This window comes from Terriglobus albidus (assembly GCF_025685425.1).
In the GTDB taxonomy this organism is placed as follows: Bacteria; Acidobacteriota; Terriglobia; order Terriglobales; family Acidobacteriaceae; genus Terriglobus; species Terriglobus albidus.
This window is the reverse complement of the sequence record NZ_JAGTAS010000020.1, coordinates 104,047-120,219: the sequence shown is the minus strand read 5'-3', so window position 1 is coordinate 120,219 and position 16,173 is coordinate 104,047. Positions and strand designations below refer to the sequence as shown.

The 16,173-nt window shown below is 58.6% G+C and carries 10 protein-coding genes; 3 read left to right on the top strand and 7 right to left on the bottom strand.

Annotation, left to right across the window (positions count from 1 at the left end):
- The first annotated feature begins 20 nt into the window (after nt 1-20).
- The gene (locus OHL21_RS01435) at nt 21-950 is read left to right on the top strand and encodes a sugar phosphate isomerase/epimerase family protein (RefSeq protein WP_263415466.1); all 930 of its coding nucleotides are present in this window, start codon (nt 21-23) and stop codon (nt 948-950) included.
- Between the two features lie 69 nt (nt 951-1,019).
- Here OHL21_RS01435 and OHL21_RS01430 read toward each other — a convergent pair whose 3' ends face one another.
- Nucleotides 1,020-1,457: an NINE protein gene (locus OHL21_RS01430; protein WP_263415465.1), complete on the bottom strand. Its 438-nt coding sequence runs from the start codon at nt 1,455-1,457 to the stop codon at nt 1,020-1,022.
- A 233-nt stretch (nt 1,458-1,690) separates the two neighbouring features.
- On the opposite strand from OHL21_RS01430, the gene OHL21_RS01425 reads away from it, so the two are divergent.
- Both OHL21_RS01425 and OHL21_RS01420 read left to right on the top strand, forming a co-directional pair.
- The gene (locus OHL21_RS01425) at nt 1,691-1,894 is read left to right on the top strand and encodes a hypothetical protein (RefSeq protein WP_263415464.1); all 204 of its coding nucleotides are present in this window, start codon (nt 1,691-1,693) and stop codon (nt 1,892-1,894) included.
- A gap of 236 nt (nt 1,895-2,130) precedes the next feature.
- Entirely contained in the window at nt 2,131-4,926 is a 2,796-nt protein-coding gene (locus tag OHL21_RS01420) for a M16 family metallopeptidase (protein ID WP_263415463.1), read from the top strand.
- Nucleotides 4,927-5,352: 426 nt separating this feature from the next.
- Here OHL21_RS01420 and OHL21_RS01415 read toward each other — a convergent pair whose 3' ends face one another.
- The 6 genes from OHL21_RS01415 to OHL21_RS01390 form a co-directional block, all read right to left on the bottom strand.
- Nucleotides 5,353-6,090: an endonuclease III domain-containing protein gene (locus OHL21_RS01415; RefSeq protein ID WP_263415462.1), complete on the bottom strand. Its 738-nt coding sequence runs from the start codon at nt 6,088-6,090 to the stop codon at nt 5,353-5,355.
- A 62-nt stretch (nt 6,091-6,152) separates the two neighbouring features.
- On the bottom strand, nt 6,153-7,850 hold the full coding sequence (gene rpoD / locus OHL21_RS01410; protein ID WP_263415480.1) for an RNA polymerase sigma factor RpoD: 1,698 nt from the start codon (nt 7,848-7,850) through the stop codon (nt 6,153-6,155).
- 333 nt (nt 7,851-8,183) lie between these two features.
- Nucleotides 8,184-10,433: a glycoside hydrolase family 31 protein gene (locus OHL21_RS01405; RefSeq protein WP_263415461.1), complete on the bottom strand. Its 2,250-nt coding sequence runs from the start codon at nt 10,431-10,433 to the stop codon at nt 8,184-8,186.
- 105 nt (nt 10,434-10,538) lie between these two features.
- A complete protein-coding gene (locus tag OHL21_RS01400; RefSeq protein ID WP_263415460.1) occupies nt 10,539-10,919 on the bottom strand; it encodes a hypothetical protein in 381 nt (126 codons plus the stop codon).
- An 852-nt stretch (nt 10,920-11,771) separates the two neighbouring features.
- A complete protein-coding gene (gene acnA / locus OHL21_RS01395) occupies nt 11,772-14,567 on the bottom strand; it encodes an aconitate hydratase AcnA (RefSeq protein ID WP_263415459.1) in 2,796 nt (931 codons plus the stop codon).
- Nucleotides 14,568-14,916: 349 nt separating this feature from the next.
- Nucleotides 14,917-16,167: an RNA polymerase sigma factor gene (locus tag OHL21_RS01390; RefSeq protein ID WP_263415458.1), complete on the bottom strand. Its 1,251-nt coding sequence runs from the start codon at nt 16,165-16,167 to the stop codon at nt 14,917-14,919.
- Nucleotides 16,168-16,173: the final 6 nt, after the last annotated feature.

The window sequence follows — 16,173 nt, the reverse complement described above, 5'->3', positions numbered from 1 at the left end:
TCCCGAAGGAGAAAAGACAGATGCGGATGAATCGGCGGCAGTTTATGGGTGGCGCAGCGGCGGTTGCGGCAGCAGGTGTGATGGGACGGATGGCATGGGCTGATCCGCTTGGTCTGCCTATCGGAATCCAGCTTTACACCGTGCGTGACCCCATGATGAAAGACACCGTGGGTACCGTGAAACAGATTGCCGGGATGGGCTACAAGGAAGTGGAGACGGCCGGTTACGGCACCATTAAAACGGCTGCCGAGTTCCGCAAGGTGCTGGATGATGCCGGCCTGAAGTGCCCCAGCGCTCACCTGCAGTGGGACATCAACAACCTGCAGAAGTCGTTCGATGACGCGAAGGCGCTGGGTTGCAAATACGCAACCGCGTCTGTTCCCAAGCAACTGATTCAGGAGAAGGCGACCAAGTCGCCCGCTGAAATGTCAGACGCCGAACGCGCGGCATGGCGCGCGAAGATGGTCGCTCCGCTGACGGGCGATGACTTCAAGAAGCTGGCCGAGGTCATGAACAAGGTCGGTGAAGAGGCCAGGAAGAATGGCCTGCTCTTCGCCGCGCATAACCACACCATGGAGTTTGCCCTGGTCGACGGCGTTCCTGGTTACGACTACCTGCTCAAGAACACTAACCCCGCGAACGTGAAGTTTGAAATCGACTGCGGCTGGATTACCGTCGCCGGCTACAAGCCGGGTGACTATGTGAAGAAGTTTCCCGGCCGCGTGAAGATGCTGCACATCAAGGACTTTTCGAGCTGGGAGAGCGGTAAGACCGGCGAGAGTGCGAAAGGTACGGAGATCGGCAAGGGCAAGGTGGACTATAAGGCGATCTTCGCCAGCGTGAAGAGCACCGGTATCGAGCATATCTTCGTTGAGCAGGAAGCACCGTACACGCTGCCTCCTCTTGAGGCGGCAAAGGCTGACTTCGACTATCTGCATTCGCTGTCGTAAGCGGAGACGGAGTTGAAATACAAAGCGCGGGCTAAAGAGCCCGCGCTTTTGTTCTTTTATCGATATACCTTACGCAACCCGCGCGCCACACTTCGGGCAGAACTGAGCATCATGCTCCACAGGTGCACCGCACTGACTGCAGACCCGGCCATTGGCGAGATAGGGATTATGGTTGTTAGCGGGCGGGACAGGCGTCGTCGTTGCCCCGCCGTTGAGAATCGTCTGCTGTAGCTGTACAGCGAGCAGAGCGTTGTACTCCCGCACACGTCCCGGCATGAAGAAGCATTCGAAGAACGCGACAACAGCCGGAATGATAGTCCAGCAGAAACAGAGATACAGCACACCCATGCCATTGCGTTTCAGATAGAAGTGATGTGCGCCGAAGCCTCCCAGGAAGAAAGCGAACAGAATACCCGCGACCTCATCTTTGCGTTGATTCTGGTACTCAGAGTAGAAGTACGCGCGCTGCGCTTCCGTCATGCCTGCTGTATAAGGATCCCCTGTCATCAGATACCTCTTTCTGTCCCGTCTCCAGTTACGTAATCCAGATACGCATCTCTGGGATGGACGGTTCCATCCGCATGTGTTCTCGCCGGCGTCCGTCCGATAATGTCATATTTTCGTTGGAAGTCGGCCCTGTTTTGTCGCAATTTACAGCTTCTGGAAAGAGGCGCATGATGCTTGGCAAGGCAACGTGAGGGCGTTGCCGCAATCTCTAATCGAATCGTGTGGAGGTTCTTATGCAGATTTCGAATGGTCAATGCGGTCTTTGTTCTCACTTCGGTGAGACGCATAGAGACAACAACCTTATCTCCATTGTCACCAGCCACCAGGCGGAAGCAACCGTAGTGGACGAATGCGGTCATCCAAAGCATGCCAGCCTGCACCTGAAGGTCACCCCGATCAGCGGTTGCGACGGATTTAGTCCGGCGGCGGCAGCTTAGAACATTTTTCCTGTGGGTGTCGTGTAGGGGCTTCCGCATCTATGGGCGTTGCCGCAATGAAAACGCCGCTGCACGCCTCTTCCGGCGTACCCGGCAACAGGGAAAATGCTATTACTCTCCCCTCAACTCACAATTCACCGAAGAGGCTGCGCAGTGCGCAGCCTCTTTCGTTTTGGGCTGGGCGGAGATACGCTAGGGCGTGCCAACTAATTCTGCCTCCCCGGAGTAGGTCCCCTATGAAACTGCGCCTCGCAGCTATTTTCTCTGCTCTTGTCCTTACTATCTCTTCGCTAGCGCAGACATCAGCGATTAAAGCGCCCGTCATCGCCTACGAGGAGTACCGCTTGCCCAACGGCCTGCAGGTCCTTCTCACCGAAGACAAGTCTCTGCCTCTGGTCAGCGTGAACGTCTGGTATCACGTTGGCGCGGTGAATGAGCGTCCGGGCCGCACGGGCTTTGCGCATCTCTTCGAGCACATGATGTTCGAAGGTTCGAAGAACGTGGGCGAGAAAAACCACTTCAAGTATCTCGAGGCCGCCGGTGCATCGGACATCAACGGCAGCACCAACTTCGATCGTACGAACTACTTCGAGACGGTGCCTTCCAATCAGCTCGAGCTCGCCTTGTGGCTGGAGAGCGATCGCATGGGCTTCCTGCTCGATACGCTGGATCGCGCCAAGCTGACCAATCAGCGTGACGTTGTGCGGAACGAGCGCCGTCAGTCGCGTGAGAACCAGCCTTACGGTGTTGTGGAAGAAGAGGTCTACGGCAATCTGTTCCCGGAGCCGCATCCCTATCACGGCGTTGTAATCGGCTCGCACAAGGATATCGAGGCCGCACGCCTGGTGGACGTCCGCGACTTCTTCAAGACATACTATGCGCCGAACAATGCCACACTGGTCGTCGCCGGCAGCTTCGATAAAGCTCAGGCGAAGGCTCTGGTTGAGAAGTATTTCGGTCCGTTGCAGAAGGGCGACGCTGTGCCGAAGGTCGATGTCGTGACGCCGTCGATCACCGCTGAGAAGCGGCTCACCGTGACCGATACCGTGCAACTGGAGAAGGTCTATCTTGCATGGCTTTCGCCCAAGGCGTTTGCTCCGGGTGATGCCGAGATGGACATCACAGCCGACGTGCTGGGTGGCGGACGTTCCAGCCGCCTTTACAAGAAGCTGGTCTACGAACAGCAGATCGCACAGGCAGCACAGTGCTACAACGAGTCCGCGCAGGTGGCCTCGATCTTCAATTGCGAGATCACGGCACGTCCCGGCACCAAGGCCGCCGATCTGGAAAAGGCCGCAAACGCGGTGATCGATGAGTTTCTGAAGAACGGTGCGACACCGGAAGAGCTTGAGCGTGCCCGCACTAAATCCATCGCCGGCTTGATTCGTCCGCTGGAGCGCATCGGTTCTGTCGCTGACAAGTTGAACTACTACAACCATTTCACCGGCGATCCCGGATATCTTCCGAAAGATATCGCCCGCTATCAGAATGCGGATGGCGCTTCCGTGATGAAGTATGCGCAGGATCTGCTGGCGAGCAACCATCGTGTCGTTGTCTACGGCGTGCCCGGCGAGAAGGTGATTCACGACGTACCGCGCAGTCCGGAGAATACGGACGCGGACGTGAAGATCGAAAAGGAATACACTGCCGAGTTCGATGCGGCACAGGCATGGCGCAAGTCCGCGCCGAAGCCGGGGCCAATGCCGTCCTTCGCGCTGCCGGTACCGCAGACCTTTACTCTTGCGAATGGTTTGAAGGTGTATGTAGCAGAAAACCATAAGCTGCCGCTCTTCGCGGCGAATCTGGTCTCACTCAGCGGAGCCTCGCAGGATCCGGCGGATAAGCCAGGTGTTGCCGGTTTTGCCGCAGCGATGCTGACCGAGGGGACGAAGACCCGCTCGGCGACTATGATTGCAGACCAGACGGGAGACCTCGCACTCTCGCTCAACGGAACTGCTACCTCTGACGCGATGAGCGTCTCTGTAGGCGGGCTGACAACGAAACTGGACAATGCCGTCGATCTCTTTGCGGATGTTGCATTGCATCCGGCCTTCGATGGCAGTGAGGTGGAGCGTGTCCGCAAGCGTCGTCTGACGCAGTTGCTGCAGCAGCGCGACCAGCCACCGATTGTCGCACAGCAGGTCGGTATTGCCGCTCTGTTCGGTCCCACCAGCGCTTATGGACACAATTCTCTCGGCAAGCCGGATTCGGTGAAGGAGATCTCTTCCGCCGATCTGTCAGGCTTCTATACGAAGAGCGTCGGTCCAAAAAACTCGGCTCTAGTGTTGTCCGGCGACATCACCCTCGCGAAGGCACGTGCTCTGGCGACCAAGTACTTTGGCGGATGGACAGGGACGGCCTCTGTGCCTACGCCTCCAACTGCTCCGCCGACAGCGACCAAGCGCGTGATTCTGGTGGACAAGCCAGGCGCTCCCCAGACCGCAATCTATGCTTTCCAGCTTGGCTTGCCACGTTCCACTCCGGACTATGTTCCGGTGGTGGTGATGAACACCATGCTTGGCGACCTGTTCTCCAGCCGCATCAACATGAACCTGCGCGAAGAGCACGGCTACACCTACGGAGCCAGCTCGCGCTTCACCTTCCGCCGTGGCAATGGGCCGTTCCTTGCAGGTGCGTCGGTTCGGACGGATGTCACTGCGCCGGCTGCCAGGGAGCTGATGCATGAGCTCACACGCATCCGGACGGAGCCGCTGAGCGATAGCGAGCTGAAGATGGCGCGCGACAGCTATGCCCGTTCACTGCCTGGTGATTTCGAGACCAACGCCGGAGTAGTTGGGGCCATGGGCAATATCTTCACCTATGGTCTGCCGCTGACGTATTACCGTACATTGCCTGCGAAGGTTGATGCAGTCACGTCGAAACAGGCGGCGGATGCAGCGACAACCTACATCCATCCGGACCAGATGATTCTGGTTGCCGTCGGCGACAAATCTAAGATTGAAGCAGGCCTGAAGGATCTGAAGCTCGCGCCGATCGAAGAGTGGACGGTCGACGCAACACCGAAACAGTAGTGTCATTTTTCTTGTAGGTGTACAGTAGGGCTTCTGCATCTATGGCGTTTCCGCAGTGCAAACGCCATAGATGCACGCTCCTTCTGGGATACCCAGCAACAGGAAAATGCTCTAGCGTCCTGAGGGTTAGCCCATCCATTTCGTATCCGAGCCCGACGAACTTGGTTCGTCGGGGGTGGACGATTCGAGCAAAGCTCGAATCGGGTGGGAGACGCGGGCTTCAGCCCGCGTTCGTTGGCTCTATAAAAAAACGGGCTTTAGCCCTGGCCTCTTTTGTCAATTAGGAAAAAGCCCAGGGCTAAAGCCCATTTACTTTTGCATCTTTATCAGCGGGCTGAAGCCCGCTGCTCCCACCTGGTTCAGTTATGCTCTAGGCTCTGTAGATCAACCCTTTATTTGAAGAATTAATGACTCGGAGCACTAATGTTAATCGAGTGGATAAAGGCCACGCTTCGGCGTGGCCCTTTGCTTGCCCGTTGGGCATACGTCGAGCAGCGGACACCTGCCGCAGCGCAGCTCATTCTTTGTGCACAGCGTCTGTCCATGCAGTTTGAAGAGCGAGTGATCTTCGTCCAGCATCTCAGGCGTCCAGTCCTCGGGTACCAGTGCCATCAGGTCCGCTTCCACCTGGCGCGCATCGGCTTTAGGCGAGCTCAGGCCCAGCCGCTGCGCAATCCGTTGATGGTGGCCGTCGATGCATAGAGCGCGGCGTCGCAGTGTGGTGAAGTTGACCACAGCCGCGGAGGTCTTCACGCCGACACCCGGGAGCTGCTCGATCCAGGCGCGGATCTTTTCGGTGCGATACCGTCCCAACGGCTCCAGCCGCAGCACGCCGATACGGTCGCTGATCTGCCGAAGTGTTTCCTTCAACTGGTGCGACTTCTTCTCATAGTGCGTTACCGGTCGAATGACCTCCTCGATCTCTGCGATGGAGGCATCGCGCAAACGTGTCCAGTCACCTTGCCAGCCGTCGAAGCGGTTGCGCAGATCGCGGATGATCTGCAGCGACACTTCGGTCTTGGTACGGGCAGAGAGCAGCGAGTAGATCAACTGTGTCAGCGGATCCCACACATCGCGCGGAGCCGGCTTGCCGTAGAAAGCAAGCAGCCGCTGATGAAGCTCGGGCAGGATATCCGGCGGTGTGGGTTCGAACAGAGAGGACATTTGAGCAGTACAAAGGCCGCGAGCAAATCGCGGCCTTTGTTTCTATGCTAACTCGCAGCGAGTTAGATTTCTTTCACGCCATCGACGAAGGCGCGCAGCTTGCGGCTGCGGCTGGGATGACGCAGCTTGCGCAGGGCCTTGGCTTCGATCTGGCGGATGCGCTCGCGGGTGACCTGGAAGCTCTGGCCCACTTCTTCGAGCGTATGCTCGGAGCCGTCTTCGAGGCCGAAGCGCATCTTGATCACACGCTCTTCGCGCGGAGTCAGCGTGCGCAGTACCTGCGAGGTGTACTCCTTCAGGTTCACCGAGATCACGGCGTCGGACGGCGAGACTGCCATGCGGTCTTCGATGAAGTCGCCAAGGTGCGAATCTTCCTCTTCACCGATCGGTGTCTCCAGCGAGATGGGCTCCTGCGCGATCTTCAGGACCTTACGGACCTTCGCGACCGGGATATCCATACGCTTCGCGATCTCTTCCGAGCTGGGTTCGCGGCCGAGCTCCTGCACAAGCTGACGGCTGGTGCGGATCAGCTTGTTGATGGTCTCGATCATGTGCACCGGGATACGGATGGTGCGGGCCTGGTCCGCGATGGCGCGGGTGATGGCCTGACGAATCCACCAGGTGGCGTAGGTCGAGAACTTGTAACCGCGGCGGTACTCGAACTTATCGACGGCCTTCATCAGGCCGATGTTGCCTTCCTGAATCAGATCGAGGAACTGCAGACCGCGATTGGTGTACTTCTTCGCGATGGAGACCACGAGACGAAGGTTGGCTTCGATCAGCTCGCGCTTTGCCTTCTCCGCGTCCATGTCGCCCTGGATCATCTCGCGCTGCGTGCGCTTCAGCTCATCGATGGTAAGGCCGGCTTCGTTCTCCAGGCGCTCCAGATCCACGCGGCAGTTCTTCTGCTGGCGGCGGTACTCCTTCTTCAGCTCTTCCGAGCGCGAGGCATCGAACTTCTGGTCCAGCGACTTGATCTGGCGCTCAAGCGTGCGCATGGAGTCGACGGTCTTGTTGACCTTGTCGAGCAGGCGCTTCTTCTCGGAGTTGGTGTACTTGAGCTCGCGCACGATGCGCGTCGCCTTCACACGCTCGCGGCCGACCAGCCAGCGGTGCTTGCGCTGGTCCTTCGCCGACTTCAGTTTGCCGTCGGCCAGCTTGGCCGTGTACTCCTCGGCCTTCTTCTGGTGATTCGAGATAGCGTCGATCTTCTTGACGGTCGCCTTGACGCGCGACATCAGAATCTCTTCGGTCAGCTCTTCTTCGTCGAAGGTGACAACTTCCTTGATGTTGCGCACGCCGCGCTTCAGATCGTCGCCCAGAGCAAGAATCTCGCGAATGACGATCGGCGAGCGCGAGATGGCCTTCATGACGCGCAACTGGCCACGTTCAATGCGCTTGGCGATCTCAACCTCGCCCTCACGGGTGAGCAACGGAACCGTACCCATCTCGCGCAGGTACATGCGCACAGGGTCGTTGGTCTTCTCAAGCTGTCCCGGGGTCAGGTCAAGCTCAACGTCCTCATCCTCGGAGTCCAGGTCGTAGGCGTCGCGCTTGTCGAACTTTGCATCAGGCGACAGAACATCGATACCCTGCGTATTGATGGTCGTCAGCAGGTCATCCAGATCATCTGGATTGGTCATGTCGCCAGGAATCAGGTCGTTCGCCTCGCCGTAGGTGAGGTAGCCCTTCTCTTTACCGGCATCGATCAGCTTGTCCAGGCTGTCCTGGTCTATCGCTGTCTCTCCGAAATTATCCATTTCCTCGTTAGCCACAATGCATCCCTTCCCACGTTGAATCGTGGGGTGAAAATATTTTCGTGTTCGGCGTTCATCGTCGACACGTATCCCGGGGTTGTTACTGGGGCTGGAAAACGGAGTAGCGGTTTAGACCGCCTGGGCCACAGCTCCTCTATTCCGCAGTGGGCGAGGGCATAGTATGGGCGCAGAATCCCAGCGAACCACAGGATACCACATTCTTTAGACGCTCTAAAGCGCTCTCAGGACTCATTTCCGTCCCCCGGTCTCGGCTCTACACAGGGATGCCGCAGGGCGAAGAAGTGTCGCCCCTGGAAGCTGAGGAAAATATGGGTATTATTTCCATTCAATGGTGGATTGGTCCCTGTGGCTCAGCTCCACGTAGGGTCCGGCAGAGTCGGTCAGGAGTTTTACCGGCGATCCGTTTACGGTGACGGAACGTACCCGGCCGAACTTCCAGCGGACGGTCACCTTGGCAGCCCTCCCCTTGATCTTCAGCGAGGCGGCATCGCGGGTGAGAGTGCGACCCTCAAAGTCCTCCATGGTTTTGGTTGCCGATCCCGTAAATGGCTGAATCAACTCATAAATACGGCGATCGTCCAGGGTCTTTACGGTCTTATTGTCCGACTCTTCCGAGGGCACCAGCGTCATGACGTCTTCTGGGATCTTCGCGATGACCGCTCCAGCGCGGACATAGAGGGGTAGCACGTCCATCGGCGCATCGGCGACGAGCGTCTTGCCGCCGGTGGCCTGTGCTCCGGTCCAGTAGTTCACCCAGTCGCCCGCAGGCAGGTAAACCGGCCGCTGCGTTCCCTCGTGGAGAACCGGAGCCACGAGGAAATCGTCTCCGAAGAGGTACTCGTCCCTGGTCTCGCGGGCCTGTTTGTCGTCCTGGTAGTTCAGCACCAGGGCGCGCATCAGCGGCATGCCGGTTTTGTTGGCCTGCTGCGCGGCGGCGTAGCGGTAGGGGAAGAGGCTCATGTGCAGCACGGCGTACTTACGGTAGTTCTTCAGCGCCTCGTCGCCATAGCTCCAGGGTCCGCGATTCCTGGTGTTCAGGACCTCCATCGCGGGAGAGAAGGCAGCGACCTGCGTCCAGCGCATGAAGTTCACCGGATCGGGTTCGGCGCCGCCGAAATAGCCCCCAAGGTCAGCGGTCCACATCGCCATGCCGCTTAGTCCGGCGCCCAACCCAGCGGTCACGATGGTCGGCAGCCCGTCCTCTTCGGAGAAGTTGCCCTCGTTATCACCGCCCCAGAGCATGGCGATATTGTGGTTGCCGACAGTCGCGCTGCGCGCGAAGAGAACCCCGTTGCCCTTCAGGTCCTTCTGGATCAACTCTTCCATCGCGTTGTTGTAGAGCACGGCGAAGCGATTGCGCATCAGCCGCTGATCGGTACCATCGGCGAACTTCACGGGACCGATGAAGTTGCCCTCGGCATCGTCATCCTTGAAGCCGTCAGCCCCAAGCTTGATGACCTTGCGGACCTGGTTCTGCCACCACTCCTTCGCTGCCGGGCTGGTGAAGTCGATGATGGAGCCTTCGCCCTTCCACCACGTCCCCACATACGGGGTGCCGTCTTCGTTCTTGACGAAGTAGCCGCCTGCGGCGGCCTCTTTATAGTTGGAGCTCTCGATATCGAGCTTGTCAGCAAAGCCGGCTTCGCCCGGCGTCTTCGTCTTGTTGTTGATCCATGGTGTGTGCCACAGCACCAGCTTGAAGCCATTGTCATGGACGTACTTGATCGTGCCGCTGATGTCAGAGAACTGCTTCGGATTGAACTCGTAGCTGTTATATCCGGTGGACCACGGCGAATCGATCAGCTCGACGCTGGCAGGCAGGCCGAGAGCGCGTGTCTTGTCCACATCTTCGCGCACATCGGCGTCGTTACGGTGGTAGTCACGTCCGACCCAGGGAGCAAAGGCCCAGTACGGCGGAACAATGGTGCGCCCCACAAGTGCGGTGAAGCGATCGAGGATCTTTGGAAACTCCGGACCGGTGAACAACACGATGCGCAGCCTCTCGGCGGGAACAGAGACGTTCACCTCATAGCGGTCTGCAGCGTTCATATCGAAGACAGCTTCGGCAGTGGTGTCGACCCACAGGCCGTAACCGGTGGTTGAGAGATAGAAGGGAATCGGCTTATAGGTGCCTGCGCCTTTGCTGTATGCATTGTCCTGCGACAGATTGCGAATGACTTCGTGCGTGTGATTCAGCGTGTTGTAGTGCTCACCGAGACCGTAGTATCCGGCAGCGCCATCATGAACCTGAAACTCCCAGTCACCGACTGCGTATGCCGTAGAGGTGATCTCATAAACACCTTCACTCAACTGCTTCAGATGAAGCTTCGATGCTGCAACAGGAGAACCTTCAAAAGTAAAGTCATGCAGGACGAGATCCTTGATATCGATTGCTGTAGGCCCGGGCCGCAGACCGGGAATCGCCAACGCAACAGAATTCGTGCCACGGCGATCAAAGCCATCTACCGGAGCTTCGCCGACACGCTGGTCGGCAACGCGCTGGTTCTGTGCCAGTGCGGATGCAGAGAGAACGAGGATTGGAAGAAGTCTGCGAAGAGAGGTCACGCGAAGTCACTCCAGGAGCGGTTAAAACAGAACGGCCTGCATGCTTTATTGAGCGATGCAGGCCATTCTATCTGGTTCGCAATAACGCGTGATGTGCTGGTCCGGTTAGCGGCCAAAGAAGCCGTAACCACCGCCGCGATTCATAATGTGATCCCAGCCAACGCGATAGCCGCGTTCAAAGCCCATGCGATATGCGTTGCGATCACGCCAGCTCACCGGAGGACGACGATATTCGTCCCGATTGTTCGGAGTCGGCCGGCGGTGATTCTCAAAATCTTTCTGCGCCCCATAGATGCCGTCATGAAATCCCTGACGTTGCATCTCCTGAAACTCACGAGGAGGCGCATCCCATCCATATGCAAGTCCATATCCAGATCCATATCCCGGAGGTGGAGGCGGCGGGCCTTGTGCAATGGCTGGAGCGGCAAAGGTAGCCGTCATCATCACAGCCGCGAGAGTAAGTCCTGCAAAGCGTTTGATAATCATCTTCTTTTCCTCCACCCGATGTACATCGCGGGCACTTGTGAATACCCATGTTAGAGTGGAGAGTTGCTGAGAGAAAGATGGGTTGAAGTGCGGGTACGTTCTCAAAATATTTGGATCGCGAGAGTTTGAGGATGCATCGTTGCAGCAAAGGATTTCTGCGTGTCTCTGTTTGTGAGTGCTTTCACACAACACCGAGCAGCTTCAACAGATGGTCTGAAATCTTGAACAGACGATCCGAATATAGAGCGGGCCTTCAGCCCTTTGTCGTTCAATGTGACCGAGACCTGGGGCGTTGCCCCAGGCTGGTATAGAGCGCGCCTTCAGCGCTTAGAACCATCACACACTCTGTTTGTAGCGGAGAAATCTGCTTTTAAATGAGTCTCCCAGGCTGGGTGCCCACCCTTGCAACGCTAGGGCGTATCGACAAATTCCAGATAGGCATACTCTGGGTGACCCATCCATCGCAAATGGCCGCAACGAACGAAGTTCGTCGGGGACCCCGATACGCGATGGTGGATGTTCGAGCGAAGCTCGAACCGGTGGGAGCCGTGGGCTTTCAGCCCACGGTCTATCGGCTCAATATAGAAATGGGCTTTAAGCCCTGGGCTTTTCCTCACAGACAGAGAAGTCCCAGGGCTAAAAGCCCGTCTACTTTTACGCCTTTATCAGCGGGCTCAAGCCCGCTGCTCCCACCACTTTCAGTCATTCTGTATCAGATCAACTGAATTTGTCGATGCCCTACGGTGGCAGGGAATACCCCGGAATTCCTTACAAAATGAATTTGTCGATGGTCGTAAAAAGCAAAAAGGCCCGGACGATTCCGGGCCTCTTTGCTTGTTATGTCTTGGTTTGTTATGCCTTACCTGCAAGCTGGCGCAGCACGTATTGCAGAATGCCGCCGTGCTGGTAGTAGAGGATCTCCTGCGGTGTATCGATGCGAACCTGCGCCTGGATGTTCTTGACGGAGCCATCCGCGGCCTTGGCATGCACCGTTATCACCTTGCCGTCGGCGAACTTCGAGTCGAGCATTGTTTTCAGGCCGGGGATGTCATAGACCTCCTCGCCAGTCAGGCCGAGCGACTCGACGCACTGTCCTTGCAGGAACTGCAACGGAAGAATGCCCATACCCACCAGGTTCGAACGGTGGATACGCTCGTAGCTCTCAGCGAGTACGAAGCGTACGCCCAGCAGACGCGTGCCCTTGGCAGCCCAATCACGCGAGGAGCCGGAGCCGTACTCCTTGCCCGCGAGGATGGCCAATGGCGTACCGCGCTCCGCATAGGTGACCGAGGCATCGTAGATCGACATCTGTTCGCCCTCGGGCAGAAGACGAGTCACGCCGCCTTCCGTTCCGGGAGCCAGCTTGTTCTTCAGGCGAACGTTGGCGAAGGTGCCGCGCACCATCACCTCGTGATTACCGCGGCGTGAGCCATAGCTGTTGAAGTCGGCCGGTTTCACACCGTTGCTGGTGAGGTACTTTCCGGCAGGGCTGTTCAGCTTGATGGAGCCTGCAGGTGAGATGTGGTCCGTGGTAATGGAGTCGCCAAGCACAGCAAGAACGCGAGCTCCAGCGATGTCGGTGACCGGTTCCGGCGTTGCCGGCATGTTGTCGAAGTATGGCGCCTGGCGGATGTAGGTGGAGTCAGCCTCCCACCCGTAGGTGTCGCCCGAGGGGAACTTCAGGTTCTGCCAGTTGACGTCACCTTTGGAGACCGTCGAGTACTCCTTGTGGAACATACTGCTGTCGATGGAGCTTGCAACGGTCGCAGCCACTTCTTCCTGTGACGGCCAGATGTCAGTCAGATAGATCGGCAGACCATCTTTGCCTTTACCCAGCGGCTCGTTGTCGAAGTCGAAGTCGATGCGGCCAGCCAGTGCATAAGCAACAACCAGCGGCGGCGACATCAGGTAGTTGGCGCGCACATCGGAGTTGATACGGCCTTCGAAGTTACGGTTTCCGGAGAGCACAGAGACCGCGACCAGGCCGTGATCTTCAATCGCTTTGGTGACATCGGTGGGCAGCGCGCCCGAGTTGCCGATGCAGGTGGTGCAGCCATAGCCGACGGTGTTGAAGCGCAGCTTGTCCAGATACGGAGTCAGGCCGGCCTTCTCGTAGTAATCGGTGACGACGCGCGATCCGGGAGCGAGCGAGGTCTTCACCCACGGCGGCGTGGAAAGTCCCTTCTCAACCGCCTTCTTCGCCAGCAGGCCTGCCGCCAGCATCACGCTGGGGTTCGAGGTGTTGGTGCACGAGGTGATCGCCGCAATGACAATAGACCCGTGGTGGAGATATTTGTCGACATCCACACCCAGGCGATCCTTGATGCTTGCGATCGGCTCAGCCTTGCCCGGTTCGGGCGTGGCCTTGCTCTCGTCAGAGTCATCGACTGAAGGATGGCCGCCCTCACCCTGCCAGCGAACGATCTGGCGATCGTTGCCCTTGTGGCCATTGGGACCGAAGAGCGACGGGAGCTGCGACTTGAAGCTCTCGGCGGTGCGGGAGAGCGACACACGATCCTGAGGACGCTTCGGTCCGGCGACGGAGGGTTCTACCGTACCGAGATCGAGGTGCAGCGTGGAGGAGTACGTGGCTTCCTTGGCATTGGCGGTGTGGAACATGCCCTGCGCCTTGTAGTAGGCCTCGACCAGAGCGATCTGCTCCTGGCTGCGGCCGGTCAGGCGCAGATAATTCAGGGTCTCGGCGTCGACCGGGAAGATGCCGCACGTCGCGCCGTACTCAGGCGCCATGTTGGCGATGGTGGCGCGGTCAGCCAGCGGCAGAGCGCTGATGCCGGGTCCGTAGAACTCGACGAACTTGCCGACGACGCCGTGCTTGCGCAGCATCTCGGTGACGGTCAGAACCAGGTCGGTGGCAGTGGCGCCCTGCTTCAGCTTGCCGGTCAGGCGGAAGCCGACAACCTGGGGCACCAGCATGGAGACAGGCTGGCCCAGCATGGCAGCCTCAGCTTCAATACCGCCTACGCCCCAGCCCAGAACGCCCAGACCGTTCACCATGGTGGTGTGTGAGTCAGTGCCGACCAGCGTGTCGGGATAGGCGACGTTGTCGTCCGTGGTGAAGACGACGCGAGCCAGGTACTCCAGATTCACCTGGTGGCAGATACCCATGCCCGGAGGCACGGCGGAGAAGTTGCGGAAGGCGGTCTGGCCCCACTTCAGAAAGGCATAGCGCTCGCGGTTGCGCTGGAACTCGAGCAGCGAGTTCAGCTCATAGGCGTTGGCCGTGCCGTATTCGTCCACCTGGACGGAGTGATCGATCACCAGCTCCGCCGGCTGCAGCGGGTTGATCTTCTGCGGATCTCCGCCGAGGGCCTTCATGGCGTCGCGCATCGCGGCCAGATCGACGACGGCGGGCACGCCGGTGAAATCCTGCATCAGGACGCGGGCGGGCATGTAAGCGATTTCGCGGCTGGGCTCAGCAGAGCAGTCCCAGTTGACCAGGAAGTTAATATCGTCGGCGGTGACGGAGACGCCATCTTCGCGGCGGAGCAGGTTCTCAAGCAGGATCTTCAGCGAGAACGGAAGTCGAGTGAGCTGGACGGTGTGCAGTGCGTCAAGGCGGTAGTAGGTGTAGCTCTTGCCGCCTGCGGTCAGTGTGGCTTTTGCGCCAAAGCTATTGACGGTGCTCATGGTATCGGGTCCTCAAGGTGCGCCTCGAAAGGGCGCGGTTTTCCGCAGATCGCACGGTCCAAGGGGGACGATCTGCAGGCGTAGGAAGCGTAACAAATCTACAAGAAAAGGAGGGTTACAGGAGGATGCGGCCGCGGTCGTGTTTACCGCGGCGAAACCGCTTCAGGATGAAGGGGCTGCGCATGGCGATTATTGTAGCTCCGCCAACTTTCAGAAGGGAATGACCCGGGGATGCGGAATTCAGTGGAGCCGAAGAACTGTTGCCTCATTCTTCGCGGTTTACCGCGAAGGGTGGGGCAACGAATGCGTGCGAACCATAGAAGATAGAGGCTTCTGGTTATCTCGATGCTTATCTCAAGCTGGCGATGCGTTTCCTCAGAAACCGTTGTTCCTGGTTTGAGCACGCCAGGCCGAGTGCGCGTTCATATGCGGCAATCGCTTCGTCGCTTCGGTTGAGCCGCCGCAACAGTTCACCCTTCGCCGCATAGAAGTGGCCATAACACTTCAGGTCACCGCGTTGTTCGATCTCAGCCAACAGCTTGAGCCCTGCCTCTTCTCCATAGGCCATGGCAATGGCGGCTGCACGATTGAGTTCGATGATGGGTGTGGGCTGCTGGCGATAGAGCAGGGTATAGAGCGCTGCAATCTGCGGCCAGTCGGTGGCTGAGGCAGTTTGCGCCTGTGCGTGGAGCGCAGCGATAGCCGATTGCAGCGCATAGGGGCCGGGTAGTCCTTGTCGGAGCGCTTCTTCTACCAGCATCAGACCCTCCTCGATCTGTGTTCGGTTCCACAGGCTGCGGTCCTGCTCCTCCAGAAGGATGATGTCCCCTTCGGCTGACAGGCGGGCGGCCGCACGTGAGTCCTGCAGCAGGATCAGGGCCAGCAAGCCGGTGAGCTCGGCCTCGGAGGGCATAAGCCGGTGCAGCAGCCGGGCAAGGCGGATGGCCTCTGCGGCAAACTCCCGGTTGTTGTGGGTGTAGCCCTCATTGAAGACCAGGTAGATGGTCAGAGCGACAGCCGCGATCCGCTGCGGCAGATCCTCACGTGAGGGGACACGGTAGGGAATACCGGCGTCGCGGATCTTCTGTTTGGCGCGGACGATGCGCTGCTGCATGGTGGCGACCGGTACCAGAAAGGCGCGGGCGATCTGTTCCGTACCTAAGGAGCAGAGCGTCCGCAGAGTCAGGGCAACCTGAGCTTCCTGCGGGAGCGCTGGGTGGCAGCAGGTGAAGATCAGACGCAGCAGATCGTCTTCGATCGGCTGCTCTGCTTCAAGCATCGCCGTCTCCTGGGCAGGCGGCTCATGCTCGCAAGACTGCAGGAAGTGGACCAGCTCGGTTTGTTTGTCTGCAAAGTTTGCACGGCGGCGGATCAGGTCAAGCGCCTTGTGCCGCGCGGTCGAGATGAGCCAGGCTCGCGGATTGGCCGGCAGTCCCTCGATTGGCCACTGCTGGAGGGCGATGGTGAAGGCCTCCTGGGTCACCTCTTCGGCCAGATCGAAGCTGCCGAGCAGGCGAATCAGGGTAGCCAGGACCCGGGCGGCCTCTTCGCGATAGATGGTCTCGAAGCTGGCCTGCCCGGTTTCCGTTGGTAACGGCATAATGGC